The organism is Lederbergia citri (assembly GCF_018343625.1).
GTDB lineage: Bacteria > Bacillota > Bacilli > Bacillales > Bacillaceae_C > Lederbergia > Lederbergia citri.
The window spans coordinates 1,127,712-1,151,833 of sequence record NZ_JAGYPG010000002.1; the positions used below are offsets into that span (position 1 = coordinate 1,127,712).

Sequence of the window (24,122 nt, forward strand, 5' to 3'; positions counted from 1 at the left end):
TACAGATATAATCTTTTTAGCTATTCAATAAATACTTACAGAGCATGCATCTTCAGCTCTGCCTCATCCCATCTTACAGTATAACCCTGACCTTTAGCGCAGAAGATGGAAGAAGAAGTATACTTTGAATCAGCATTTTTATCGTAACCAATTCTTTCAATGACTTCTTCTTCATTATGACAACGCTTATATCCAGAAAAAACAAGATTCAACATACCTTTACCATGTGTGAGCGCAGCAAATTCAGCACCATAATCCATAAATGTTGCAACAGGAACGATACCCGTTAAAATAGCTTTATCCCCTTCCGTTCTTGGAGAATCATAAGTACCATGAGCAGTTTGAATATCAGAAATAACACGACCCATCTGTTCTATGTCAACTTTAATTTTAAATTGATAAACCGGCTCCAACACGATGTTTTTTGCTTTTTCCAACCCTTGTCGCAACGCTCTGAAGGTTGCCTCCCTGAAATCTCCTCCAGATGTATGTTTGTTATGAGCACGTCCCGTTAGTAATGTTATTTTTACATCGGTCAGCGGCGAACCTGTTAAAAGCCCATGATGTTCCCGCTCAAAAAGATGATGTTGAATAAGATTTTGATTTCCGAAGGATAAGTCATCTGCATGACATGCATTTTCGAACGTAATTCCGCTATTCCTTTCAGCTGGTTCAAGCTTTAAATGAACTTCCGCATAGTGCCCTAAAGGTTCAAAATGTCCAAAGCCATTAACCGTAGTTTCAATTGTTTCCTTATATAGAATTTCCGGCTTATCGAAGGCAACTTTTAACTGAAAGCGATCAAAAACTAGCTGTTCCAATACTTCAAGCTGAATGACTCCCATCACATGTATATGAATCTCTTGCAACCTCTCATCCCAATGGACATTTAAAGACGGATCCTCAGCACCTAGTATGTTAAAAGTTTTAATTGCCTCTTTTATGTTGACCCCGGGTTCTAATATAACCTTTGACTTCAAAGTCGGGATCATTTCATAGTTTACTTTTTCTTGCAATGTCCCAAGTCCATCGCCAACTACTGCCATCGATAAGCCTGTGACGGCAAAAAGTTGGCCAGCTTCTACAAAATCGACAGTTTGGTACTTATTCCCACTGTATACACGAATTTGAGTTACTTTTTCAGAAATAACATTATCCGCATCTCCATATTTTATTGCTTCACGTACTTTTAAAGTCCCGCTTAATGCTTTAATAAAAGTAACTCGAGTTCCGTTTGAATCATGGCGAATTTTATAAACACGACCTGAGAATGATTCTTCATTTATGTAATATGAGTTGGTTAAAAGGTCTAGCTTCTCTAAAAAAGAATCAATCCCGATATCTTGAAGGGCAGAACCACACATACATGGAAAAAAATGATTCTCTTTAATCATCTCTACCATTGCATGGAGCCATAATTCTTTGTCGTAGCCTTTATCCATATAATGTTCGAAAAGGGCTTCATTTCTTTCAGCTATGAATTCAATTAAATCCTCACTCATTTCTCCATCGGAAAAAGAATCGGTTAAATTATAAACATTTCCAGTTAAATTTAGTCGAATATCTTTAATAACTGCATTCTCGTCTGCTCCAACACGATCAATTTTATTAATAAAGAAAAAGGTTGGAATTTGATGTTTTCTTAAAATCTCCCATACGGTTTCCGTATGTCCTTCAATTCCCTCGACCGCACTCATAATAATGACAGCGTAGTCCATTACTTGAATGGCTCGCTCCATCTCAGGAGAGAAGTCGACATGTCCAGGAGTATCAATCAAATAATAATGAGAATTACGAAATGAGAACATTCCTTGTTCAGCAAATACAGTAATTCCTCGCTTTCTCTCAATCTCGTGATTGTCTAAAAAAGTATCCTTGTGATCAACCCGCCCTCGATGTCGAATACTTTTTGTATGATAAAGAATTTGCTCGGAAAAAGTTGTTTTTCCTGCGTCTACATGAGCTAATATTCCAATCGTTTTATTCATAATCGTACCTCAATTTGGATTCTTTCTTAATGAATACATTATATCAAATGCTTCTTACTAATCGCATCACTGTAAATATATGGGATTTATTTAAGTATTTTTTCCTAGGTCATTGTAATTGCTTTCATTATCATTTATAGTGGTAATAGGTTTTGTAATATTCTAAATAGGTTCAATTTTACATAAATTATTTTCTGAAAATTTCGGCATATAATTGCGAATTATAGGGGGAGCCAGATGGATTTTTTTGTAGCTAGACAGCCTATTTTTACAGGAGCGAAGGAAGTCTTTGCGTACGAGCTTCTCTATCGCAGCAATAAAGAGAATATATTCCCGGAAATTGATGGAGATATCGCCACGACTGATGTCATCATTAATAGTTTTATTAATATTGGAATCAATCAGCTTTCAAATGGAAAGCCATGCTTTGTCAATTTTACGGAAAGGCTGCTGAATCTAAAAATCCCCTCTTATTTCAAACCAAATGAGATTGTAGTAGAGATTCTAGAAACTGTGGAATTTACTCAAGAATTAGTCGTTATATGCAAAGAACTTAAAAGTCAGGGATACAAAATAGCTCTTGACGACTTTGTTTTAAATAAGGAAAATCCATTCTCCTATCCTTTGTTGGAACTTGCAGATATTGTTAAAGTGGATTTTCGAGAGACTACAGCACAAACAAGAAAAATCATAGAATATATTTCTAGGCATTATAACTATAAATTACTTGCTGAGAAGATTGAAACAGAAGAGGAATTTAAATCGGCAGTAAAAGCTGGCTATGAATATTTTCAAGGTTACTATTTTTCTAAGCCTGTTATTCTTTCTACTAAGGATGTGCCTGAGTTTTTTCAAAATTATTTAATGATCCTCAATCTTTTATCTGATGAAGAACCAGATCTCATACAAATAACTGAGCTAATCGAGCGAGATTTATCGTTATCTTATAAACTCCTTAAATTAATCAATTCACCTGCTTTTCGGTCTGCTACTAAAATAAATTCCATAAGACAAGCAATCGTTCGACTTGGATTAACGGAATTGAAGAAATGGCTTTATATTCTATCTATTAGAGGAAATGTCACCGGAAACAGTGAATGGTCCAAGGAAATGTTTTTCAATAGTCTTGTTAGGGCGAAAATGTGTGAGCGCATTGCGATACATAGGTATAAACATAAGGAAGCACCTTCCTATTTTTTAACTGGAATGTTCTCTCTTATGGATGTATTATTATGTCTGAACATGGAGGAAATATTACTCTCCATGCCGCTTCAAGAAGACATCTGTGAAGCTTTAAAAGGGCACTCTAACCAGATGAAGGATACGCTTGATTTGATTATTTCCATTGAAAAAGGAGATTGGGAAGGGTTTGGCATCTGTTGTGAGAAGCTGAATATTGAAGATAGTATTGCTCATAACAGCTACTATGAAGCTTTTACGTGGGCACAACAATTAATGGATATTTAAAAAGGAAAATCCTTAAATGATAGGATTTTCCTTTTTACATTGTTGAAGTTTTACTTAGGATTATTTCCGATAGCCGTAAGTCCTTTCTAGCTCCAGGCTTTAACACTTTTCTTGTTTGGTGAAATGATCACCCTGCTGTTTGTCTTATTTCTTGCCGTTGTTCCCTAATCAAAACACCACCGACTAATCCGATTAATGAGAAGACAACGGGAATGATAAAACCATAATGATATCCTACCGTACTAGGGGAAGTGTGGAAGTGATCAAGTATTTTCCCAAAGATGCTTGGTAGGAGGACAGCACTTAAAAATCCACCTGTATTAGCAAAACCCGATACGACTCCAACCACCTTTATGTCAAACGATTGCCGGACAACAGCAAATGTTAAGGAGCTTGCTCCATTGCCAAAACCAATGATTATGAAAAGAATAATGAGTATTGCAAATGGTGGTTTTCCACCAACTAAAAACAATGCTAGCCAACATAGAAAAATAATAAAGTGTACCATTACATAAGGGCGCTTAATAGTTCCTAGTCTACTGGCAATCCAAGTTGCCAAAGGCGAACCTATGAGTGCTCCAATGAGACCTATCATCACAAGCTGACTTGCACTTGAACGCGACATCCCATACACATGGATTCCGTAAGGTACGGCCCAAGATCCAACGAATCCAATATACGTCCCTACAAGACCGAAGTGACAAAAGAAGGTCGCCCATGCTTGACGATCAGTAAATATTTTTCTCAGCAATTTGGATGTTTTTTCTCTTTTCGGTTCTCCTACATTAAAAGAGTTGTTAATGACACGGTAATCTTTAATGATTTGTTTCGGCTTTTTCGCAAGGACGTAATAAAGAAGGCATGCGCAAAGACATAAAATAATCCCTATCGTAAAAAAGGCAGATCTCCAGCCTGTTAGGTTAATCCACGCTGAAAATGGGACGGTTGCCATCAACACCCCTAAGCTTCCAGCCATTCCAGCTATACCAAGCAATCCAATAAACTCTTTCACTTTAAACCATTGGCTAAGTATTAAAACTAAATTAACCCAGATGGTCGCATCACCAATTCCTACCATCAGCCTTGCGAGAAGAAGAACGAATTCATTTGGCGCAAGGCTATACACTAACGTTCCTACCCCATTAAGCAAAACCCCTACAATCAAAAATATATTCGGACCAAAACGATCTGATAAAATCCCAATTGGAACTTGCAAGCTGGCATAGGCAAAAAATTGTATACTCGTCAAAAGCCCAATTGTTGCCGCTGACACTTTAAAGTCATGCATTAATTGGTCTGTAATTAATCCCGGTGCTGTTCGTTGACTTACAATTAAAAAATAAGTTAGTAATACAGTCGAAAATACAATCCATCTATATTTACTATTTTGTTTTTCCAATGATGTCGTCTCCTGTTACTTTCAATATCTTTTTCATTATACACCTATGAAAATGATAGTCATCCATTTTACATTTTGAAATGTGACAGACTTATTTATATAAAAACGAAAAGGAGGATTAGACTCACAGTCCAATCCTCCTCTTACTTTATCCATTTTTCTAACAATGGACCCTTATCTCCGAACACTGGGTCTGTTTCAGGAATCGGTACATGTTTGATCTCAGATAAGTCTTGATTACGTGACTTTGTATCTCTCCTTCTTAGATTAGGAGTTATACCTCCAGGGTACGCACCTACAACCTCAAAGTCATCGCTGCTATCTATTTTTTTATGCCCTGTTCCAGCCGGAAGAACCATCACATCACCCGTCTCTACTCGGAGGCGTTCGCCCTCCTCTCCCCCGACAAGGATTGTGGCATTACCTCTTTTTACAGCAAGCACTTCATGTGTATTGCTATGATAATGATGATAGTCAAATACTCCCCCTGTCCAGCTGCCCGTCCAGTCATGGCGATTAAATGCAGCCTCAATATCATTAGGATTATCCTTAAAGACATGTTCATACACTATGACAGGAAAATCAGGATTGTTAGGAATCTCTCCATCGTCTCGAAACATGATGGTATTAACATTCATTTTCAACGTAACTCCTCCTTTACAATTCCGAAGTATTGAAAGTATCTCCTTCTTCTAAAGTACCTGATTGATAACCTTTTTTAAACCAGTGCATTCTTTGTTCCGATGTTCCATGAGTAAAGCTTTCGGGCACGACGTATCCCTGTGCCCTTTTCTGAAGTGTATCATCACCCACTGCACTTGCCGCATTAATTGCCTCTTCAATGTCACCTTCGTCTAATAGATTCAAACTTTCCGCATGATTTGCCCATACGCCTGCATAGTAATCTGCCTGCAATTCAAGTCTAACAGAATATATATTGTATTCCTTTTCGCTGAGTCTTTGTCTAAGTGCCGCAACTTTGTCACTCGTCCCCAACAGTTTCTGCACGTGATGTCCTACCTCGTGCGCTATGACATATGCCATCGCAAAGTCACCAGGAGCATTGAATTTCTGCTGGAGTTCATCATAAAAGCTCAAATCGATATAAAGCTTCTGATCGCTCGGACAGTAGAAAGGGCCGACTGCTGAACTTGCCGCTCCACAAGCGGATTGGACACTACCGCTGTATAATACCAATGTCGGATTTTTATACACAAAACCTTTCTCCTTAAAAATCTCACTCCATACATCCTCTGTATCTGCTAAAACGACAGAGACAAATTCTGATAGTCGCTTCTCTTTTGCCGTTTCCTCGTATGGTGGCGGACTGTCATACCCTTGAGATTGCACACCCTGCAACAAGGAGCCTGGGTCCCCTCCGAGAAACGTAAAAACGAGCAGGAGAATAAGACCGCCAATTCCACCTCCAGCGATCATCGTTCCGCCCCTTCCTCTTCTATCTTCTATATTAGTGCTGCCCCTTCTGCCTTCCCATCGCATGTAATTTCATCTCCCTAAGGCTATTTGTGCGTATTATTGATATACCCAAGTTATGTAGATATAAATATTAAGAGAAAGGAAAAAAGTAAATTTAGAATAAGCACCACAAGAAAAGAGCAAGCCATCCATTTGACCACGAGGGGCTGGGGGCTGGAGCTAGACACCAAAATTACAGACCTATAATAAAAATAATACTTTCTTTACTTACTAAAAAAAGAGAAGTGCTTATTAAACACTTCTCTTTCCTAATCATTTCAAAAGTCCCGTCATCTTCGCCACACTTCTTGTTGTGACAGACACTGCTGTTTCATTCTTCCTGCTAAATCTCGCCATTATAGAGCGCAAAATATGATATGTCGTTGGAACAATAACTAGGGTTAACAGAGTCGAAGTCAACAGCCCAGAAATAACGACTATCGCCAAAGACCTCGAAATCAATCCAGCATCACTGGACAGGGCTAAAGGCAATAGCGCACCGATCGTTGCCAACGCCGTCATCAAGATTGGGCGAAGACGTGTCTTACCTGCCTCAAGTAAAGCTGCTGTGATCTCCATGCCCTTCTTCTCATTCTGCTTTACCCGTTCCATTAACACAATCGCATTTGTAACAACAATTCCAATTAACATCAAGAACCCAACCAGTGCCGGCATTCCGAGAGCCTGCCCTGTCAGATACAATCCAAGCAATCCACCCGAGAATAAGAAAGGCAAAGATGAAAGAATCGCAATCGGCATGACCATATTTCCAAACGCCACTAGCATCACGATAAACACAAGCACTACGGCAACAGCCATCGCTATAGTCATATTTGTAAATCCTTCATTCATTGCTTGCGCCTGACCAACGGAATAATAGGTGATCCCATCCGGCAAATCTAAGGTTTTCAGCCGCTTTTCGACCTCTGCCTGCACGCCTGAAGAATTATCAGTCGTAATCCGACCCGTAACTTGGACATATTGTTGCTGATTTAACCGGTACAACGCCGAAGGGCTAGGCTGTTTTGAAAGTGTTGCTACTTCGGAAAGAGTCACTTCCTGCCCAATCGGACTCATGATTTTTTGACTCAAAATATCATGAATGGAGTCTCCCGAACCACTATTCAACAACAAATTTACACTTGTCGTTTTCCCTTCAACTTGAATATCTCCAACACGATTACCTGCAATCAGCTCCCTAGCGAAACCGGCCACCATAATCGGGTTCAACCCTTTTTCAGCTGCTTTCTGATCGTCAATCGACAACTGAAGCTGTTCCTTCACTCCAGAAAGATTCGATTGGACATTTTCCAACCCATCAATATCCTTTATTTTATCAACAATCAACTTCCCGGCGGTCTCTAAATTTTGGGCATTGCCACCCTCAACAATCAGCGCCAGCCCGCTTGTTCCGACAATCCCGACAGGAGCGAGTGCCACCTGCATTTGATCGTCCAATTTTTCAACCTTAAATCTGACACTCTTTTCAAAATCATTCGTTTGTTCCTTCGTTACAGCTTCTTTTAAATCGATGGAAAAAACAATATAGTTGCCGTTCGCAATCGTTTGAACATTTTTAATATGATTTTCTTCAGCTAAAATCTTATCTACTTTCATTGCCAGCCCATTTGCCTTTTCCAACGAAGTGCCATCCGGTAATTCCCCTGTTAACCGGTAGGAAACGGCTTTTTCCTGCGGTAAAAAGTTCTGCGGAATCATCGGAACCAAGGCGAGTGACCCGGCAAACATCACCACCGCCAGTACAATCGTCACAGCACGGCGATTTAACACCCAAGACAAAGTATTCTTATAGGCTTTTTCAAACCAAGTTTCCTTCACTTCTTTATGCTTGATCCTTAGTAAAAATAACTTCGCCAATAATGGCACGACCGTCAAAGCTACGATCAATGAAAACGCCAGTGCAACGATGACTGTTATGCCAAATGGCGCAAAGAATCGGCCAATAATTCCTGGTACAAACGAAAGCGGTCCGAACACGGCAATCGTTGTCAGCGTGGAAGAGGTAATCGCTCCACCCACTTCTTTAGCAGCCGTCAATACCATCCGCTCATCCCGTTTAGGACTAATCAGGGTCCTGCGATAAACATTTTCAATGACAACAATTGAGTCATCAATCACCCGGCCGACCGCAACGGCAATCCCAGCGAGGGTCATCATGTTTAAACTATAGTCCAAATACTTCATCGTCACCATCGCGGCCAAAATCGATAATGGAATCGAAAGCACGGCAACAATGGTTGCTCTTATATTCCGCAAAAACAAGAATGTTACAATAACCGCAAACAACGTACCCAGCAATACTTCGCGAAGCATCCCATCAACCGATGTTTTTACTTCCTTGGAAGTGTCATATAATTTGGTTAACGTATAGCCCTCTGGAAGATCTAATTTATCCAATACTTCCTTCGCCTTACCAACCACTTCAACTGTATTGGAGCCTGGCTGTGCCTTCATTTCTACCAAAACAGCTGGCTTTTCATTCAATCGAGTATAGACTTGTTCCTTTTTATTGCTATATGAAACGTAGGCGATCTCCGACAATTTCACGTTCACTAATCCAGCAGAACCTTGGGCCAAAATTTGAATGTCCTCAACAGCTTTTATAGATCCCAGTTTAAAATCAGCCTGCACATTCAAGGTTTTATCATCAACATTGACCTGCCCGGCAGGAAACGAGAACTGATGTGCTAAAAATGTTTGCTTTACGGTCTCATAGGAAATCCCGTACTTCTTCATCTTTTCCGGATCCAGTTTGACGGCCACTTCTTTTTCAGTCTCACCATTTATATCAATGGCCCCTGCCCCGTCTATTCTGGCTAAGGATGGCTTGATGTGTTCATTGATATATTGTGTCAGATCGGATTGATTGGCTGTTTCAGACGAAAGCGCAAACTGAAAAACCGGCATCGCAGAAGGTCCGTCCTTTAGAATTTGAGGTTTATCAGCTCCTTCCGGCAGCTTGATTGAAGCGACAGCTGTTGTCACATCCTTTTCGGCTTCCTCCATATCCTTGCTCATATTAAACTCGAGAATCCCAACAACTACATTGCTGTGTGCTTCAATATAGAGATTATCCAGTTTCTTGATTCCTGACAGCGTAGTTTCCAACGGCTTTCCTATATCCTCTAAACCTTGTTCTGGGGTAGCTCCAACATATGGAACCTGTACGATAATATACGGTATGTCGACATTCGGCATCGACTCCATCTTCATTGTTTTGACGGAATAAATACCACCCACAATCACCATTAACATGGCGATAAAAATAACCCCTGCGTTCTTTAATGAAAATTTAATCCATGACTGCATCACTTTTTTCTCCTTCGTTAACTATTTTTTATCCTTCCCTTTTTGCACGTTTTCTTTTTTCATTATAGGTTTTCCTCCCTTCCCTAACCTCAGGCTGCATATGTAAAATTACCTCCGACTGGAGACTTAGAAATATTTTCTAGCAAGAATTAGTGTAAAGCCCTCGGATAACAACTAAGAATGCAGATGGTCTTTTTAAAAGTCATATGCATTTCGGAATGATTCATATGATTAGAGAGGATTTTAATAAAATAGATTCATATCTGGCTCATTGGGCTGCTAAATAATAAAAGCAACTCCTTCAAAAATGGAGTTGCTTTACTAGTAACAATAAGGAAATCGGACTCCCTCGCCTTTTATTGGAGAAAGGAAACAAAAGCGCAAGCGCCTTTCCATCGACGTACAAACTTCAGGGCCTTCGACTGAGATAAAGGAAACACGGCGAGGGACGAGCCCATGTTGACTTATCGTAGGGAGAAGGACAAGAAGTTTGCTAGTCGATAGGCGCTGGAGCTGGACAAAAACTTCCCGCCTTGAAAGTTGTCCACAAAGTTCAATTTAATAATTTCCTGGTAAGCAAATAAAAAGGCTGTCAAAAAGCTAGTTTTCACTGACTTTTTGGACAGCCTATTTGTAATCAAACCATTACTTTACAAATATCATTCGTAAACTCAACCGGGTCGTTGATTGGCAAGCCTTCAATTAATAGGGCTTGGTTGTACAGTAAATTTGTATATAGTGATAATTTTTCTTTATCTTTTTCAAACGCGTCTTTTAAGGATTGGAAAACTTCATGATGTTTATTGATTTCCAATACTTTTTCAGCCTGGATATTTTGGTTATCTGGCATGGAATTTAAGATTTTTTCCATTTCAATTGTGACCTCACCATCTGTCGAGAAGCATACAGGATGGGATCTCAATCTTTTGGATGCCCTGACGTCCTTCACCTTATCAGCCAAAATATTTTTCATTTCATTAAAGAGATCTTGATCGGCTTTTTCTTCCGTTTCGGATTTCTCTTCATTATCTGCAGCGTCAATTCCTAAATCACTGCTTGAGACTGATTTGAATTCTTTTTCTTTGTAGTTCATCAACATTTTAATCGCGAACTCATCAATATCTTCTGTAAAATACAAGATTTCATAACCTTTATCCGCTACTAATTCAGTTTGTGGCAGCTTTTCAATTCTTTCATTAGATTCACCAGAAGCATAATAAATATATTTTTGATCTTCAGGCATTCTTGATACATATTCATCCAATGTGACGAGATTTTTCTCTTTGGAAGAATAGAATAGCAATAAATCCTGCAATGTTTCTTTATTCATTCCGAAGTCACTATACACGCCATACTTAAGCTGTCTTCCGAATGATTCATAAAACTTCACATACTTTTCCCGATCATTTTTCAACAGATTTTGCAATTCGCTTTTAATCTTTTTATTAATATTGTTAGCGATTCGCTTTAATTGGCGGTCATGCTGTAAGATTTCCCTTGAGATGTTTAATGAAAGGTCCGGTGAATCGACCATTCCTTTTACAAAGCTAAAGTGATCTGGTAGAAGATCAGCGCATTTATTCATAATCAATACGCCATTTGAATATAACTCTAAGCCCTTTTCATACTCTTTAGAATAATAGTCAAATGGAGTTTTTTCAGGAATATATAAAATCGCGTTGTAACGAATAGCCCCGTCAACACTAGTGTGGATATGAGCTAAAGGTTTGTCATAGCCATAGTGTTTCTCCGAGTAAAAATTCTCATAATCTTCATCTGTGAGCTCACTTTTATTTTTTCTCCAAATCGGCACCATGCTGTTGATGATTTGCTCTTCCTTAACCTCTTCGTATTCATTTTCAGTGCCTTCTTTTAACTTGCTTTCCGTAACATCCATTTTAATTGGATAGCGAATGAAGTCTGAGTATTTCTTGATGATAGATTTTAAACTATACTCTTCTAAGAACTCATCGTACTGCTCTTCTTCGGTATTTTCTTTGATTTTTAATGTGATCTCTGTACCGACCGTTTCTTTTTCAAATGGCTCGATGGTATATCCGTCAGCACCAGAAGAATGCCATTTATATGCTTCATCGCTTCCTAAAGCCTTACTAATGACTGTAACCTCATCAGCGACCATAAAAGCGGAATAAAATCCAACACCAAATTGACCAATAATATCATGGCCATCTTTTATTTCATTTTCAGTTTTAAATGCTAAAGAACCACTCTTAGCAATAATTCCGAGATTCGTTTCTAATTCTTCCTTCGTCATTCCTATACCAGTATCGGTTACTGTTAAAGTTCTGTTTTCTTTATCAGCCTTCACCTTTATGTAGTAACTGTCTTTGTCAAAACTTAACGAATCATCGGTTAGAGCCTTGTAATAAATTTTATCGATGGCATCACTGGAATTCGAAATCAACTCCCTAAGGAAAATTTCCTTTTGAGAATAAATGGAGTTGATCATCATTTCCAATAGCCTTTTAGATTCTGCTTGGAATAGCTTTTTTTCCATGAAAAAGTCTCCTTTCCATCATATGTATTTAATAGACAACTTTATTTTAGCACTCTGCGACGCAGAGTGCTAATGATTAATTAAATAACATATTTAAAAATTGATTGTCAATATTCTAGTCTGCTTTAGTAAACTTCCTTTCAATTTTTACAAATAAAGTGATAAATATTGATATTAACAGTAACCCGAATGGAACGATACTAATTAAATAACGAAAGGTTGCCTCAGGGTTAGGTCCTGGATTTTCGCCACTTTCATAGCCAAAAATTATACCTACAATCAGAAAAGCGAGAGCAGAAATTAACCCGCTGGAACGTGTGATGAAGCCACTTACTGCCGTATAAACCCCTTCTCGTCTTTGGCCAGTTTTTTCAAAATCCATATCGATGATCAAACTGTTGACGATTGGAGGTGTTACGAGAAAGCCCGCCATTCCAAAGCCTACTAAAACCCCTGCAACAATTCCGCTCATTAAATTGGAACCAAACCAAAGCGGCAGTACTGAAATGGCATAAGCAATCATGGACAATCTCCACCCCCGTACTGGATCCATTTTACGAATGAGCCAAAACCAAACAGCAACAAGTGGGATGATAGAAATAAACACGGAAGCTAATAGAATAGTATTTTGAACTTCTGGGATTTTCAATACATACTTTGCGTAAAACGGGATCATAGAACTAAGTAAACCATTAACGGTTTGGGCGAATGAATTTGCCATATTTACTAACCAGAACGGTCTATTTTTTAATGTTTCGCCAAATGACTCTTTTAAACTAAGTTTAGGAGTGTTGGCAGCCTGTTCATTTTCTTTAACATACATTAAAAATAGAAGCATAAAAATAGCAAATACAATTGCATATATAATCGACATTTTGCTAAATCCCATCGTCGTAAACAAAATAGGAGTTAATGCTGTGCCAATGAGGAGTGCAACAATTTGAAAACCTTGTTGAATGGCAGAGGCTTTTGCACGAATTCTATCTCCTCTGAATAGTTCAGGAAAAAGCGCACCGTAGTTTACCCAAATAACTGTCGCTACCGCTTCGTACAGAACTAGGGCAATCAAAAACCAAGTAAAAAGCCCCATCTCTGATATATCTTTTGGCGGTGAGAATATCATGATGAAAGTTAACATAAAAAATGGTATGGCTCCAAAAATCCACGGCCTTCTCCGACCATACTTTGTCTTGGTTCGATCGGACCAATATCCAAATAAGGGCTGGTTAACCGCATCCCAAATCATAAAAATTGTACGTGCTAATGTTGCTAATCCTATTCCCAATCCTAATTTGTCAACATAATAGTAACTATAAAAAGAGCTAAAAGCTTGACTAGGAATCATCATAGCCAACATACCAAACGCATACATCATCGGGGAGTTAACAAGACTTTTTTTCATATAAGCGCCTCCATTTAAACCTACTTTTCTACTAGTATTCATAGATATCCCGCCACATGACAAACTCACTTGGTACTGAATATTCAAATTAATTTTACAATAAAAAAAGCTAAGGAAACAGGTTATTTCCTTAGCTTTTACGAAGTATATCAACATTAAATTCTATTCTAAACTAACTCTTTTCTTACATGTTTTCTTTATAATTGATCTACCACAATATGAATAATAAGCAATACCGTCACAACACGTAAAACTGGCTTAACATATTGTGGTTTCAGCTTTTCAGCAATCCGAACGCCAATTTGAGCACCTGACAAAGAGCCGAGTAGAAGTGCGATCGTAAATGGCCAAATGATTTTTCCAGCTGCGATATATGAAATGGCTGCTCCGAAGCAACTCGAAAAAGTCGCGAGGCGCACAAGTCCAACAGCTCGGATATAGGAAATTTTCAAGTAACTAAATAAGTAAAACATTAAGGTTCCTTGGCCAGGGCCAAAAAGTCCGTCATATATTCCAATACCATAAAGGCCTGGGACACTAAATCTATTCATCTTTAAAGGATTTTCTCCTGTAAAACTGCCCTTTCCTTTAAAAGAAGTGACAAAAGCAAATATTAATAGGATGATAGCGATGATGTACATATGCTCTCCAGATATTTTTGATGCAATATATCCCCCGCTCAATCCACCGCCAAGACTGACTGGAATGATCCAAAACGACTCTTTTAAGGATATTTCTTTCTTTTTATATAGATGAAAAAAACTAGAGAACGAACTTATCGTGTTTGATACTTTGTTGGCGCCGATCGCTGAATGGACAGGCATCCCTAGAATTAACATAGCTGGAAAGCTAATGAATCCTCCCCCGCCTGCTAATGTCCCAACGGTTGTTGCACAAACTCCAATAATAAAAAGCATTATATACTCCATACTCCGCACCTCCTTAATTCATCTTAAGAATAGTACGGATTCCATCATAAGTAAAATTGATATTAATTATAAAAATGTATAAGAATTTCTTATGAAACAAAAAAACCAACTCAAAAATGTTGGCTTATACTTCTTTTACCGTTGCAATATAAGGTAAATTCCTATACTTTTCAGCATAATCTATTCCGTAGCCTACTATGAATTCATCGGGAATGACGAAACCAACATAATCAACTGGCAAGTCAATCTTCCTTCTTTCTGGCTTATCCAATAGAGTGCAAATTTTAATTTGTTTTGGTTTATGCATCATCAAATGATCTCGCAAGAAATGAAGTGTTAGACCGCTATCAATGATATCCTCGACGACAACTACATTCTGATCGGTAATATTCGCATCTAAATCTTTTAATAACCTCACTTTACCCGTCGATTCTGTTTGATCGCTATAGCTGGAAACAGAGATAAAATCGATTTTTATATCTCCTTTCATTTCACGAATCAAATCAGCTGCAAATACGAAAGATCCCTTAAGGACTACAATCAAAAAAATCGGTTCGTGATTAAAGTCCTGTTCTATTTCTACTGCTAATTCTTTTACTCTTTGTCTGATTTCCGCATCGGAGATCATGACATTGTTGATTTCATAAGGCATAAATGAGAACCTACTTTCTAGTAAGATGTGTAATCAGCCTCTGCTCATTTTCACGTGCGTCATCTATATGAAAGGCATGGGAAGATTTATCGGACCAAAGCAGTTGCTTTCCTTCTGGGGCATCCAACTGCTCGTAATATCTTTGAATCAATTCCGGCATCACATGCTTTTCCTTACCACCGTGAATAAACAGGACAGGCAATTGGAGTAAAGGCACTTCCTTAAAAAAGTCAAACGTATTAATATCCTCTAACATTTTCTCCGAATAAGACAGTTTGAAGCCTCTTACAAGAGAATTGTAAATATCTATAAATGAATAGTCTTTCGATCTTAGCATAATTTTAAGACCTGAAAAAAAGGTAGCGGATTTTTTATCGCCTGCATCATAAAACATCGATTTGTACTTGAATTGCCATTTTCGAATTTTAGCCCACTGCTCGAAACCTTCTAGATATGGTGGAGCACCGACTTCAGTAAGCTCTCGCAATGCTTTTTTATCATTATTTTCTTTTGCCGTTTTGAGTAACCATTTATAACTAAGTTTATCATTTTCAACCCAGCTCGGAATTTGTGAGAAACCAGTATAAGTGTAATATTTATCCGGGTGTTGAGAAGCAAGTGGCAAACCAATTACTGTTCCCCATGAATGAGCGACGAGATGAATTTTTTCTTTTTTAAAACGGTTACGCAAATATTCCGTCACTTCAAGTCCGTCACTTATAAATTGTTTTAGATGCATCGTCTCTTTTGGAATATCTTTGGAATACGACTTTCCCGTTCCACGCTGATCCCAAAAAACAACGGTGAAATGTTTAATGAGTTCTTTTGTCGTTGTAACTAACGCATAGTCTAAACCCCTGTTCGCAACACCGGGCACCGGCATGCTTGGTCCACCGTGAATAAAAAGCAGCACTGGATTTTTCGGATTTTCCGATTGTATTAAAATGCTTTGTTTTACCCCACCAATCATAATACTTTCTAAACTACTGATTCCCGACTCCGAAATCTTAAAATCTTCCTTTGAAAATTTCATATGACACCCCTAAATTTAATCATTCTTTTTATTTTTTGATTTTATGGACAAAAAACTCGACATGGTCGTGCAATAGTTCTTCTAATTCTGAAGTATCTTTACCCTCGAATTGTAAAATTTGATATTGAGTAATCATCGAAAATACAGGATATTGATATTCAACAGCAAGCAGCCGAGGAGGATATTCCTGGATGTACCCTAAATCTATGTATTTTGCAAAAACCACTTCGATAAATTTAATATTATCTTCGTACAAATCATTTAAAATAATCGACCTTGCTCTTGGATGATTAAACTGTTCCGTACTTAATATCCGGGATATCCTAGACATTTTAGGATTATCACATATATAAGATTTAAAATTTTGGAGACCTTGTTGTAAAAACTGCTCGGGAGTCGTTTGTTCCAAGATTTGATCCAGTATATCTAGTGGCGGACAGACCTTTCCGATTTCTTGTTGAAAGATAGAAAAAATACTATCGAGCAGTTCATCTTTATTTTTAAAATGATAGTATAAAGAACTCTCTTTAATCCCCACTTCCCTCGTAATGTCCCGTATCGACACTGCGCTAAAGCTAGACTTGGAAAATAAATCAATAGCGATATTTAATATTTTTTCTTTAGTTGAAATTTTATTTTCCATATTTTCACTCCTACAAATTAATTCTAACGAACGTTAGATAGAAAGTCCATACTTTTTTCCAACATTTTTTATTTACAAATGAATATTCTTCCCATAAAATTAATAATGTGAATTGAGAGTGATTATCATTTGCATTGAGGTGTATGCAATGGTTCTATCTGAAATACAGGTAGGAAAAAAAGTTCGGATCAAAAATACTGACTCTGTAAACGAGCTCGTTCAGCGTCGTTTATTAGATCTGGGAATTATGGAAGGGTCGGTCCTAAAAATAAAGCGCATTTTACCTTTAGGGGGACCAATTACAATCGAAGCAAGAGGACAATTAATAGGAATTCGCCGGAGCGAAGCTAAAAAGATTCGGGTGGAAAGCGTATCAACACAGTAGCATTATTTGGAAATCCTAATACCGGAAAAACATCCTTATTTAATAAACTGACTGGTTCATATGAATATGTGGGAAATTGGACTGGTGTTACGGTTGAGAAAAAGATTGGCATTTTAAAGAGTAAGAATGGACAATTAGTCGATTTGCCTGGTGTTTACTCTCTTAATCCCTTATCGAAAGATGAAGGTGTTGCCACTCATTATCTTTTATATGATGAAGTTTATACCATTTTAAATATAGTTGATGCTTCTCAATTAGAAAGAAATCTTTACTTAACGATACAATTATTAGAATATGGAAAACCGCTTGTGATTGGATTAAATATGGTCGATGTTGCAAAGGCAAGGGGCATTGAAATTGATCTCCATCTTTTATCTGAACGGCTCAGTTGTACGGTTGTTCCTATTGTTGCACGTTCTGGAGAAGGCTGCGACGAATTAGTTTCAACCCTATCTACACCCGCAAAATCACAGGCACCCCTTATAATTAATTACGGAAACGTGATGGAGGAATCGATTCAGCATATTATTTCATTGCTTCCTAAGAATGAAAATCTGCCTCCTAAAAGATGGTTAGCTCTTCAATTTTTTGAAGGAAATAAGCTAGTTCGAGATCTTATATTACAATATATCCCTGAATCGATTGCCAATGAAATATACGAAACTACGGAACGTCAAGTTCAAGCTGAAACTAAAGCAAAATCGATCGCCCAACATATTCGTACGATTCGCGGGAACTACATTCAATCTCTTTTATTATGCTGTGTTAACAATACGAAAAAAATAGAGTATACGATGACAGACCGTATCGATCAAATCGTTACAAATAAAGTACTAGGTCTTCCTATTTTTTTACTATTTACGTACCTTATCTTTAAGCTGACGTTTGATTGGATCGGAACTCCGCTATCAGATGGATTGGATGCGTTTATTACAGGTCCGCTAACGGATACGCTGAACAATTTACTTGTGATGGCAGGAGCTACTGAGTTTATCCGTGCGTTGATTTTACAAGGGATCATTGCTGGTGTCGGCGGCGTTCTCGTTTTTGTCCCACAAATCTTTATGCTTTTCTTTATGATTTCGTTTATTGAGGATTCGGGCTATATGGCTCGTGTGGCGATGGTCATGGATAAAATAATGGAGAGCATTGGCTTAAATGGGAAAGCGTTCATTCCGATGATTATCGGGTTTGGCTGCAACGTTCCGGGAATCATGGCAGCCAGAACAATCGAACAACCGAAAGAACGGCTACTCACGATTATATTAAATCCATTAATGTCTTGCTCTGCCCGATTAACTGTCTATAGTTTATTTGTCGGAGCCTTTTTCAAACAAAACCAAGCCCTAATTGTTCTATCATTATATTTATTAGGTGTAATCCTTGCTCTGACTTTAGCGAAGATTTTTTCTTCGACTATTTTAAAACAAGAAAGTTCGTTTTTTGTAATCGAATTACCTCCATATCGCATTCCGCAGTTCAAAACTTTATTGCAAAGTACGTGGGAAAAAGGAAAAGGATTTGTTCGTAAAGCGGGGACATTTATTTTTGGTGGTTCTGTTATTATTTGGCTCTTAACGTATGCAGGACCAGGTGGTTTGAATGTTTCGATGGACGATAGCTTCCTTGCCATGATTGGTGGAGTGATAGCTCCAATTCTCCATCCGCTCGGATTCGGAAACTGGCAAGCAGGAGCAGCTTTACTCACCGGATTTTTAGCAAAAGAAGTTGTCGTCTCGACGATGAACATCATATACGTTGCACCCGACATGTCAACATTGCAAGGCGTAATGGCGGACTATTTCACACCGCTTTCTGCCTATAGTTTTCTCGCTTTTATTTTGCTATATGTGCCATGCTTGGCGACAGTCGCCGCGATAAAAAAAGAAACAGCGTCAGCTAAATGGACATGGTTCTCAGTTGTTTATGCCCTTGTCATTGCTTATTTGGTTTCAATTGTTATCTATCAAGGCGGTCATCTATTTGGCCTTCATTAATTTGAAAGAAGGGAAATGTAATGATCATCAGCATCCTTCTCGGCGTTCTTATTTTCGGCTACGCCATTTTTACGATATACCGATTTGTAAAGAGAAGCAAAATGGGAAAATGCGCAGGCTGTGAATTGAGTAAACATTGTCCTGGTGCTTGTTCAACAAGTAGTCAATTAAACGTAAAAAATCCAATTAACTAACAAAGTTAATTGGATTTTTTGTTTATACACCAGCTATATTCTCTCCACTACTTGTGGGTAAACGATAGCTCCCTTTCTTAGGAAAGAGAAAGAAAAACATAGTCCCTACGGAAATAATACATCCCATCATCCAGAACAGAAATTGAGGACCTTGATAATCTACTACTAGCCCTCCAATGACATTTCCCGCAATTCCTGCAAGTCCCCCGGCAGCCGCAAACATGGTTTGGGCGGTTGCCTTCGCATCTCTTGGCGCCATTAAATTGACAATCTCAACGACTGAACTGAAGTAAAAGGCAAAAGCAATTCCATCAAGAGCTTGCAAAGATAAAACGACACCAACTGGAGGGGCGAATCCCATAATAATGTACTTAATTGCATACGCAATCGTTCCAAGAATAAGCATAGGAAACAAACCAATGCGCCGAATGAGCTTTGCAGATAACCAGAATAATGGGATTTCAACGACTGCCGCAATTGTAAAATTCCAACCGACGAGATCGACTGGATAATTCAATTTTTGAAAATAAATAGGCAAATAACTAAAGTTCATCGTAACAGTTCCTGAAATCACCATCGTAATGACTAAGAAAAATATAAAATTTCGGTTACTAAATAAGGCACCTACCCCTTCTTTTCCTAGTACTTCCGCCTTCTTCGGCCGCTCCATTTTTGGAAAAGTAAACATGAGCAAAAACATGATGACGGCAAAAATCGCGAATGCCACAAAACTATATTGATAGCCAATCGCATTATAAACATAGCCTGCAATGACCGTCACGAACGCGAATCCGAGCGCTCCCCATAAACGAACCTGTCCATAAGTGAACCCAAATGATGGGCCCTTTTCAACAGCAATAGCATCGACAATCGTTCCAGCAGGAGTATTGATAAAAGAAAAGACAATTGCGGTAATAATCATAGGTATAAATGATTCACTAAAAATATAACCGAATGCCACAATGGCCGATAAAAAGGTGGAAACCTTTAATAGCTTCCGATAATCTTTGGCAGCGTCGTTAATAAGACCGAATACCGGCTGTGCAATGATCCCCGTCAACGAGCCCGCACCAAGAATCACTCCGATTGTCGAAGCGTCAAAACCCCTTTCAGTTAAAAACAAACTCATAAACGGCATAAAGCTTCCCATGCCGAGATATAAAAATAAGTAAAACATTGATATTTTAAGTTTCACTGGACACCATCCATTCCAAAATCAATCCGTATCCGTTTACATATCTTGCCTTGACGTTCTTACCTTTTTCACTACGAAAATATAATAAAAAAAGCGGAAATTTTTAAAAAATAAAGGACATTCGAGTATTAGTAAAGAAGACAATTATAGATATGAAAACACACACCTAGCCATTATAGCCTCACCTATAACTATTTTACCACTTTTATAATAAGCTTGATTACAAGAATTTTTTAAAGGGGGATATTTACTTGCAAAAACTTGAATCCAAAACGCTTAAGACACATGACCACAGAAAAGTCTACGGAGATATATATCAACTAAAGCCTCAAAAAACAGTTATTCAATTATTACCAGAATTAAAGTACGTATCACAAAGTATGGTCACTTCCTATGATATGAATTGGGATGGAAGGCCTGAGCCGAAAGATGATAAATGGCTTGCTTGGAAGGTTGTTAATCAAATCAAGCAGATAACGAAAAAAGAGCTAGAATACAAATTTAAGTTAATGCCTCCGGAAATTATTTGGCATAAAGCAGCCGAAAATGATAAATGGGTCGTTGACCAAATGATGCTTGTGGCAGATTGTGTTACAGAAGAAATGTTTGATAGGGCGATAGAACATGTGAAAAAGAATTTACGAGTAAAAGAGCTTCCTTCTATTACTTTTAGGAATAACGGTCCTACTTTATGTGCACAAAGACTTCATGTCGGCCATTACAAAAATACGAAGGAAACACTTCAAATAATAAAAGAGGATTTAGAGGTAGAAGGGTACCAAATGAAAGGAGTCCATCGAGAAATCTATTTACTCCCTGCCATGGGCTGTTATCCGCCAGAAAAATGTAAAACGATTGTAAGTGTGGAAATTGAGAAAAAGGAGTAGTAAAAATTGATTGAAAAGATTTTATATAATACTGTTCCTGTGAAAGATATACCAGCATCCATTAAGTGGTATACCGAAGTTTTAGGTTTTGAGTTCATCTGGCATAGCGATGAAGAAAAGCTCGCGCAAGTAAACTTGCCATCTGGACAAATGATTTTTCTATCTGAAACGGACGATGATACAAATGCAAATTTCACAAAAAATGGAGCTACTCGAAGTGTTGTCGGCTTTCAAGCCAAAAATATTGAGCAATTGTACAAGCATTTGAAAAAGCATGGTGCACGAGTCGAGGAAATTGTTCATGATGAAGAAGGAGGATTTAAGTTTCTAGACTTCTATGATTTAGACGGAAACATGTTTAATGTTGAATGTGATGGATGAAATTTTTTTAAAAGGACTGATCTTAATGAATCTAAAAAATCAAAAACAAGAATTGAATATGGCAGACATTTCTACTTCAACTTTTACTTGCATACTTGGACATAAACTCAACTTTGAAAATGTTGATTTATCTGAGACCAAAATAGTAAATGCAAATTTAAGTCGATTAGTCATTAATGATGCTAACCTAAGCGATGTAGAAATTGATGGAGCCCAACTTGGAGGAGCTTTTATTCATAATATCGGCCTTCCACCTGAGGGTCATCCGAATTATGAACCTAATGCTAAACAAAGACCGCTCAAGTTTGAGAACTGCGACCTTAATGGAACTACGATTACAGATTGCAACCTAGAAAACGTTCAGATCAACATGTGTAATTTAAAAGGAATGAAAATTAATGGGATTAGTGTTGAGGAGATGCTAAAAGTGTATTCGGAATCGAAAGTGTAAATCCAATTCCGTTTCTATTATTACAAGTACCTTTATCTATTAGAAATAAAAAGCCATTGGATTGTTGATTAACATCCAATGGCTTCCTGCTTTATTGGAGAACTATTGATCCCTTCGATACAATTCCAAACTCTTGTACCTCGCGGCAAGAATCTTTTTCATTTCTTCACGTCGTTTGTTTCTTGTGGATTCTTGTTTTGCACTATACACATGACGAGCCCAATCTTTTTGATACCCGGGTGTGAGCGTCCGATAAAAAGAAAGTAAATCAGGATTATCTTCTAAATCTTTTTCTATAGCTGGAATCATTTCAATATAATCGTCAACCCGTTGGCTAGCTTTTGAGGAGGTCTGTTTTTTGTTACGGGATTCTTCTTTTAATCCTACAACTGTAAACACTTCATCTAAGCCGACCATACGGGCAAATTTTATATTGCTTTTACCAACATAACCATTTTCGTCTACGCCAATACTAGAAAATATTTCGTCTCGATGAATGAATGTTGGATAAACTTTATTCCCCTTTTTGGGATAAGCCAAAAAGATATAGCCCTTTTTGTTTAAAAAATCCTTTTCAATTACTTTTTGTATGAGCTCTTTAAAAGATTCCATGTCGAGTACAAATGCAAAGATTAGATCATATTTACTTTCCTTAAGTTCTGTATCATAAGGATCGAGCTCTGTTAAATAATCTGCACCTTCGGGTAAATTCAATACCGCTACTTTTTCATACTTTTTTAAGTTTAGTTTTTCTACGATTGTTTTCGTCATCTTTACCACCTAGAGTATTTTCTTTATATAATTCTAAAACGTAAGTTCCAACCACTTACTTATGACTTCTACAAGTTTATCTTTCTTTACTTTAACATCATTCATATCTGTAAATTTCACGATCGCTCTATCATTGGAGACCCACTCCAATAGCCCGTTCGCATCATCTAACAAATATTCTTTCACGTTGTTTTCCTTTACTTTTGCTCCGCAGTGAAAAATCAATCTAAAAAAGCTTTTACCGTGAAGATTAAAGGTCACCCTATCTTCATTCTTATATTGAAAGCTCGGGGCGTTCCATTTTATATGTTCGGTAATTTGTTCATTAGCACTTAAAATAATTGTTCGAACTTCCTCTATTTCTTTTTTTAATGGATGCTCAAGATTGGACAAAAAATCAGCTACTTGCGGAGTGCCAGATTCCTTATTTTTCGCCATAACCATTACTCTCCTTTTAAAAAATTATCCTAACTAAGTTGAGTAAAAAAATGATGGAACAACCACTAGCTTCCACCATGGTATTAATATTAACCTTTAATTCCTTTTCCTCCCCTTGGTGAAAGTGTGGCGATTCTCTCCATTCCGGCAATGATTGGTTTTGCTTGTTGGATTAATGTTTGAGCAGCTTCTAGTGTTAATGATGCCTGATGTGCACTTTCATCACGCCAAACTTCATAAACAAACACGGAATTAGGTTCTTCAGGGGAAATATTCACTAGATAAATTTCACAGTCATCTAAATCCTGCATTGAATCTGCAGCTGTTAGTAATATTTTGACTAATGTCTCACGTTCGCCATCTTTTGCTATAAATTTTCCAAAAAGTGCATATTCACCCACTTACCATTCCTCCTTGTTTCCGTAGCTCTTACAAAAGTTTACGCTTTTAATTCACTTAATATATTTTCTAGGAAAATCCATGAAATTCCTTCCTTTTCCCCCTCACTTACATATTTTCGAAAAAGCAAGAATATGTTTAATAACTGTATAAATCCATTTAAGTACGATGATATTAATGTTAGGTA

General features: G+C 37.7%; 22 protein-coding genes. 7 read left to right on the forward strand and 15 right to left on the reverse strand.

Annotation, left to right across the window (positions count from 1 at the left end):
• Positions 1-35 precede the first annotated feature (35 nt).
• Positions 36-1,988 carry an elongation factor G gene (locus KHA97_RS14095; RefSeq protein ID WP_213125346.1) on the reverse strand — a complete coding sequence of 651 codons (1,953 nt, stop codon included), beginning with the start codon at positions 1,986-1,988 and terminating at the stop codon, positions 36-38.
• 237 nt (positions 1,989-2,225) lie between these two features.
• Between KHA97_RS14095 and KHA97_RS14100 the strand changes: the two genes are divergently transcribed.
• Positions 2,226-3,455, forward strand: a complete 1,230-nt coding sequence (locus tag KHA97_RS14100) for an EAL and HDOD domain-containing protein (RefSeq protein ID WP_213125347.1) — start codon at positions 2,226-2,228, stop codon at positions 3,453-3,455.
• Positions 3,456-3,582: 127 nt separating this feature from the next.
• Here KHA97_RS14100 and KHA97_RS14105 read toward each other — a convergent pair whose 3' ends face one another.
• The 10 genes from KHA97_RS14105 to KHA97_RS14150 all read right to left on the reverse strand — a co-directional run bounded on the left by KHA97_RS14105 (position 3,583) and on the right by KHA97_RS14150 (position 16,837).
• The gene (locus tag KHA97_RS14105) at positions 3,583-4,854 is read right to left on the reverse strand and encodes an MFS transporter (RefSeq protein WP_213125348.1); all 1,272 of its coding nucleotides are present in this window, start codon (positions 4,852-4,854) and stop codon (positions 3,583-3,585) included.
• A 143-nt stretch (positions 4,855-4,997) separates the two neighbouring features.
• A complete protein-coding gene (locus KHA97_RS14110) occupies positions 4,998-5,492 on the reverse strand; it encodes a cupin domain-containing protein (RefSeq protein ID WP_213125789.1) in 495 nt (164 codons plus the stop codon).
• Between the two features lie 19 nt (positions 5,493-5,511).
• On the reverse strand, positions 5,512-6,354 hold the full coding sequence (gene ypfJ / locus KHA97_RS14115) for a KPN_02809 family neutral zinc metallopeptidase (protein ID WP_213125349.1): 843 nt from the start codon (positions 6,352-6,354) through the stop codon (positions 5,512-5,514).
• Positions 6,355-6,603: 249 nt separating this feature from the next.
• Entirely contained in the window at positions 6,604-9,660 is a 3,057-nt protein-coding gene (locus tag KHA97_RS14120) for an efflux RND transporter permease subunit (RefSeq protein WP_213125350.1), read from the reverse strand.
• Between the two features lie 637 nt (positions 9,661-10,297).
• The gene (gene htpG, locus KHA97_RS14125) at positions 10,298-12,178 is read right to left on the reverse strand and encodes a molecular chaperone HtpG (RefSeq protein ID WP_213125351.1); all 1,881 of its coding nucleotides are present in this window, start codon (positions 12,176-12,178) and stop codon (positions 10,298-10,300) included.
• Between the two features lie 115 nt (positions 12,179-12,293).
• Complete coding sequence (locus KHA97_RS14130; RefSeq protein WP_213125352.1) at positions 12,294-13,580, reverse strand: MFS transporter; 1,287 nt, start codon at positions 13,578-13,580, stop codon at positions 12,294-12,296.
• A 197-nt stretch (positions 13,581-13,777) separates the two neighbouring features.
• A complete protein-coding gene (locus KHA97_RS14135) occupies positions 13,778-14,509 on the reverse strand; it encodes a sulfite exporter TauE/SafE family protein (protein WP_213125353.1) in 732 nt (243 codons plus the stop codon).
• Positions 14,510-14,633: 124 nt separating this feature from the next.
• Positions 14,634-15,161: a hypoxanthine phosphoribosyltransferase gene (gene hpt / locus KHA97_RS14140; protein WP_213125354.1), complete on the reverse strand. Its 528-nt coding sequence runs from the start codon at positions 15,159-15,161 to the stop codon at positions 14,634-14,636.
• Positions 15,162-15,171: 10 nt separating this feature from the next.
• Entirely contained in the window at positions 15,172-16,194 is a 1,023-nt protein-coding gene (locus KHA97_RS14145; RefSeq protein WP_213125355.1) for an alpha/beta fold hydrolase, read from the reverse strand.
• 28 nt (positions 16,195-16,222) lie between these two features.
• Entirely contained in the window at positions 16,223-16,837 is a 615-nt protein-coding gene (locus tag KHA97_RS14150) for a TetR/AcrR family transcriptional regulator (protein ID WP_213125356.1), read from the reverse strand.
• A 148-nt stretch (positions 16,838-16,985) separates the two neighbouring features.
• Here KHA97_RS14150 and KHA97_RS14155 point away from each other — a divergent pair, with 148 nt between their 5' ends.
• The 3 genes from KHA97_RS14155 to KHA97_RS14165 are packed head-to-tail and all read left to right on the forward strand — an operon-like array spanning position 16,986 to position 19,413.
• Positions 16,986-17,222 (forward strand): FeoA family protein, encoded by a 237-nt coding sequence (locus tag KHA97_RS14155; protein WP_213125357.1) that lies wholly within the window; start codon positions 16,986-16,988, stop codon positions 17,220-17,222.
• Positions 17,210-19,219: a ferrous iron transport protein B gene (gene feoB, locus KHA97_RS14160; RefSeq protein ID WP_213125790.1), complete on the forward strand. Its 2,010-nt coding sequence runs from the start codon at positions 17,210-17,212 to the stop codon at positions 19,217-19,219. The genes KHA97_RS14155 and feoB overlap by 13 nt, the downstream gene beginning before the upstream one ends.
• Before the next feature lie 20 nt (positions 19,220-19,239).
• Positions 19,240-19,413 (forward strand): FeoB-associated Cys-rich membrane protein, encoded by a 174-nt coding sequence (locus KHA97_RS14165; protein WP_213125358.1) that lies wholly within the window; start codon positions 19,240-19,242, stop codon positions 19,411-19,413.
• A gap of 22 nt (positions 19,414-19,435) precedes the next feature.
• Here KHA97_RS14165 and KHA97_RS14170 read toward each other — a convergent pair whose 3' ends face one another.
• Complete coding sequence (locus tag KHA97_RS14170) at positions 19,436-20,608, reverse strand: MFS transporter (protein ID WP_213125359.1); 1,173 nt, start codon at positions 20,606-20,608, stop codon at positions 19,436-19,438.
• A gap of 251 nt (positions 20,609-20,859) precedes the next feature.
• On the opposite strand from KHA97_RS14170, the gene KHA97_RS14175 reads away from it, so the two are divergent.
• The 3 genes from KHA97_RS14175 to KHA97_RS14185 are packed head-to-tail and all read left to right on the forward strand — an operon-like array spanning position 20,860 to position 22,327.
• A complete protein-coding gene (locus KHA97_RS14175) occupies positions 20,860-21,495 on the forward strand; it encodes a hypothetical protein (RefSeq protein ID WP_213125360.1) in 636 nt (211 codons plus the stop codon).
• A 6-nt stretch (positions 21,496-21,501) separates the two neighbouring features.
• Complete coding sequence (locus KHA97_RS14180) at positions 21,502-21,876, forward strand: VOC family protein (RefSeq protein WP_213125361.1); 375 nt, start codon at positions 21,502-21,504, stop codon at positions 21,874-21,876.
• Entirely contained in the window at positions 21,857-22,327 is a 471-nt protein-coding gene (locus tag KHA97_RS14185) for a pentapeptide repeat-containing protein (protein ID WP_213125362.1), read from the forward strand. Before KHA97_RS14180 ends, KHA97_RS14185 begins: the two co-directional genes overlap by 20 nt.
• A 102-nt stretch (positions 22,328-22,429) precedes the next feature.
• Here KHA97_RS14185 and KHA97_RS14190 read toward each other — a convergent pair whose 3' ends face one another.
• The 3 genes from KHA97_RS14190 to KHA97_RS14200 all read right to left on the reverse strand — a co-directional run bounded on the left by KHA97_RS14190 (position 22,430) and on the right by KHA97_RS14200 (position 23,937).
• Positions 22,430-23,098: a YdeI/OmpD-associated family protein gene (locus KHA97_RS14190; RefSeq protein WP_213125363.1), complete on the reverse strand. Its 669-nt coding sequence runs from the start codon at positions 23,096-23,098 to the stop codon at positions 22,430-22,432.
• Positions 23,099-23,131: 33 nt separating this feature from the next.
• Positions 23,132-23,536: a DUF1801 domain-containing protein gene (locus KHA97_RS14195; RefSeq protein WP_213125364.1), complete on the reverse strand. Its 405-nt coding sequence runs from the start codon at positions 23,534-23,536 to the stop codon at positions 23,132-23,134.
• Between the two features lie 89 nt (positions 23,537-23,625).
• Complete coding sequence (locus tag KHA97_RS14200; RefSeq protein ID WP_213125365.1) at positions 23,626-23,937, reverse strand: putative quinol monooxygenase; 312 nt, start codon at positions 23,935-23,937, stop codon at positions 23,626-23,628.
• Between the last annotated feature and the right edge of the window lie 185 nt (positions 23,938-24,122).

Coding starts and splice junctions, on each gene's coding strand:
- KHA97_RS14185 (WP_213125362.1), top strand. CDS start 21,857: ATGTTGAATGTGATGGATGAAATTTTTTTAAAAGGACTGATCTTAATG.
- KHA97_RS14150 (WP_213125356.1), bottom strand. CDS start 16,837: ATGGAAAATAAAATTTCAACTAAAGAAAAAATATTAAATATCGCTATT.
- KHA97_RS14190 (WP_213125363.1), bottom strand. CDS start 23,098: ATGACGAAAACAATCGTAGAAAAACTAAACTTAAAAAAGTATGAAAAA.
- hpt (WP_213125354.1), bottom strand. CDS start 15,161: ATGCCTTATGAAATCAACAATGTCATGATCTCCGATGCGGAAATCAGA.
- KHA97_RS14130 (WP_213125352.1), bottom strand. CDS start 13,580: ATGAAAAAAAGTCTTGTTAACTCCCCGATGATGTATGCGTTTGGTATG.
- KHA97_RS14110 (WP_213125789.1), bottom strand. CDS start 5,492: ATGAATGTTAATACCATCATGTTTCGAGACGATGGAGAGATTCCTAAC.
- ypfJ (WP_213125349.1), bottom strand. CDS start 6,354: ATGCGATGGGAAGGCAGAAGGGGCAGCACTAATATAGAAGATAGAAGA.
- htpG (WP_213125351.1), bottom strand. CDS start 12,178: ATGGAAAAAAAGCTATTCCAAGCAGAATCTAAAAGGCTATTGGAAATG.
- KHA97_RS14100 (WP_213125347.1), top strand. CDS start 2,226: ATGGATTTTTTTGTAGCTAGACAGCCTATTTTTACAGGAGCGAAGGAA.
- KHA97_RS14120 (WP_213125350.1), bottom strand. CDS start 9,660: ATGCAGTCATGGATTAAATTTTCATTAAAGAACGCAGGGGTTATTTTT.
- KHA97_RS14195 (WP_213125364.1), bottom strand. CDS start 23,536: ATGGCGAAAAATAAGGAATCTGGCACTCCGCAAGTAGCTGATTTTTTG.
- KHA97_RS14155 (WP_213125357.1), top strand. CDS start 16,986: ATGGTTCTATCTGAAATACAGGTAGGAAAAAAAGTTCGGATCAAAAAT.
- KHA97_RS14095 (WP_213125346.1), bottom strand. CDS start 1,988: ATGAATAAAACGATTGGAATATTAGCTCATGTAGACGCAGGAAAAACA.
- KHA97_RS14135 (WP_213125353.1), bottom strand. CDS start 14,509: ATGGAGTATATAATGCTTTTTATTATTGGAGTTTGTGCAACAACCGTT.
- KHA97_RS14165 (WP_213125358.1), top strand. CDS start 19,240: ATGATCATCAGCATCCTTCTCGGCGTTCTTATTTTCGGCTACGCCATT.
- KHA97_RS14145 (WP_213125355.1), bottom strand. CDS start 16,194: ATGAAATTTTCAAAGGAAGATTTTAAGATTTCGGAGTCGGGAATCAGT.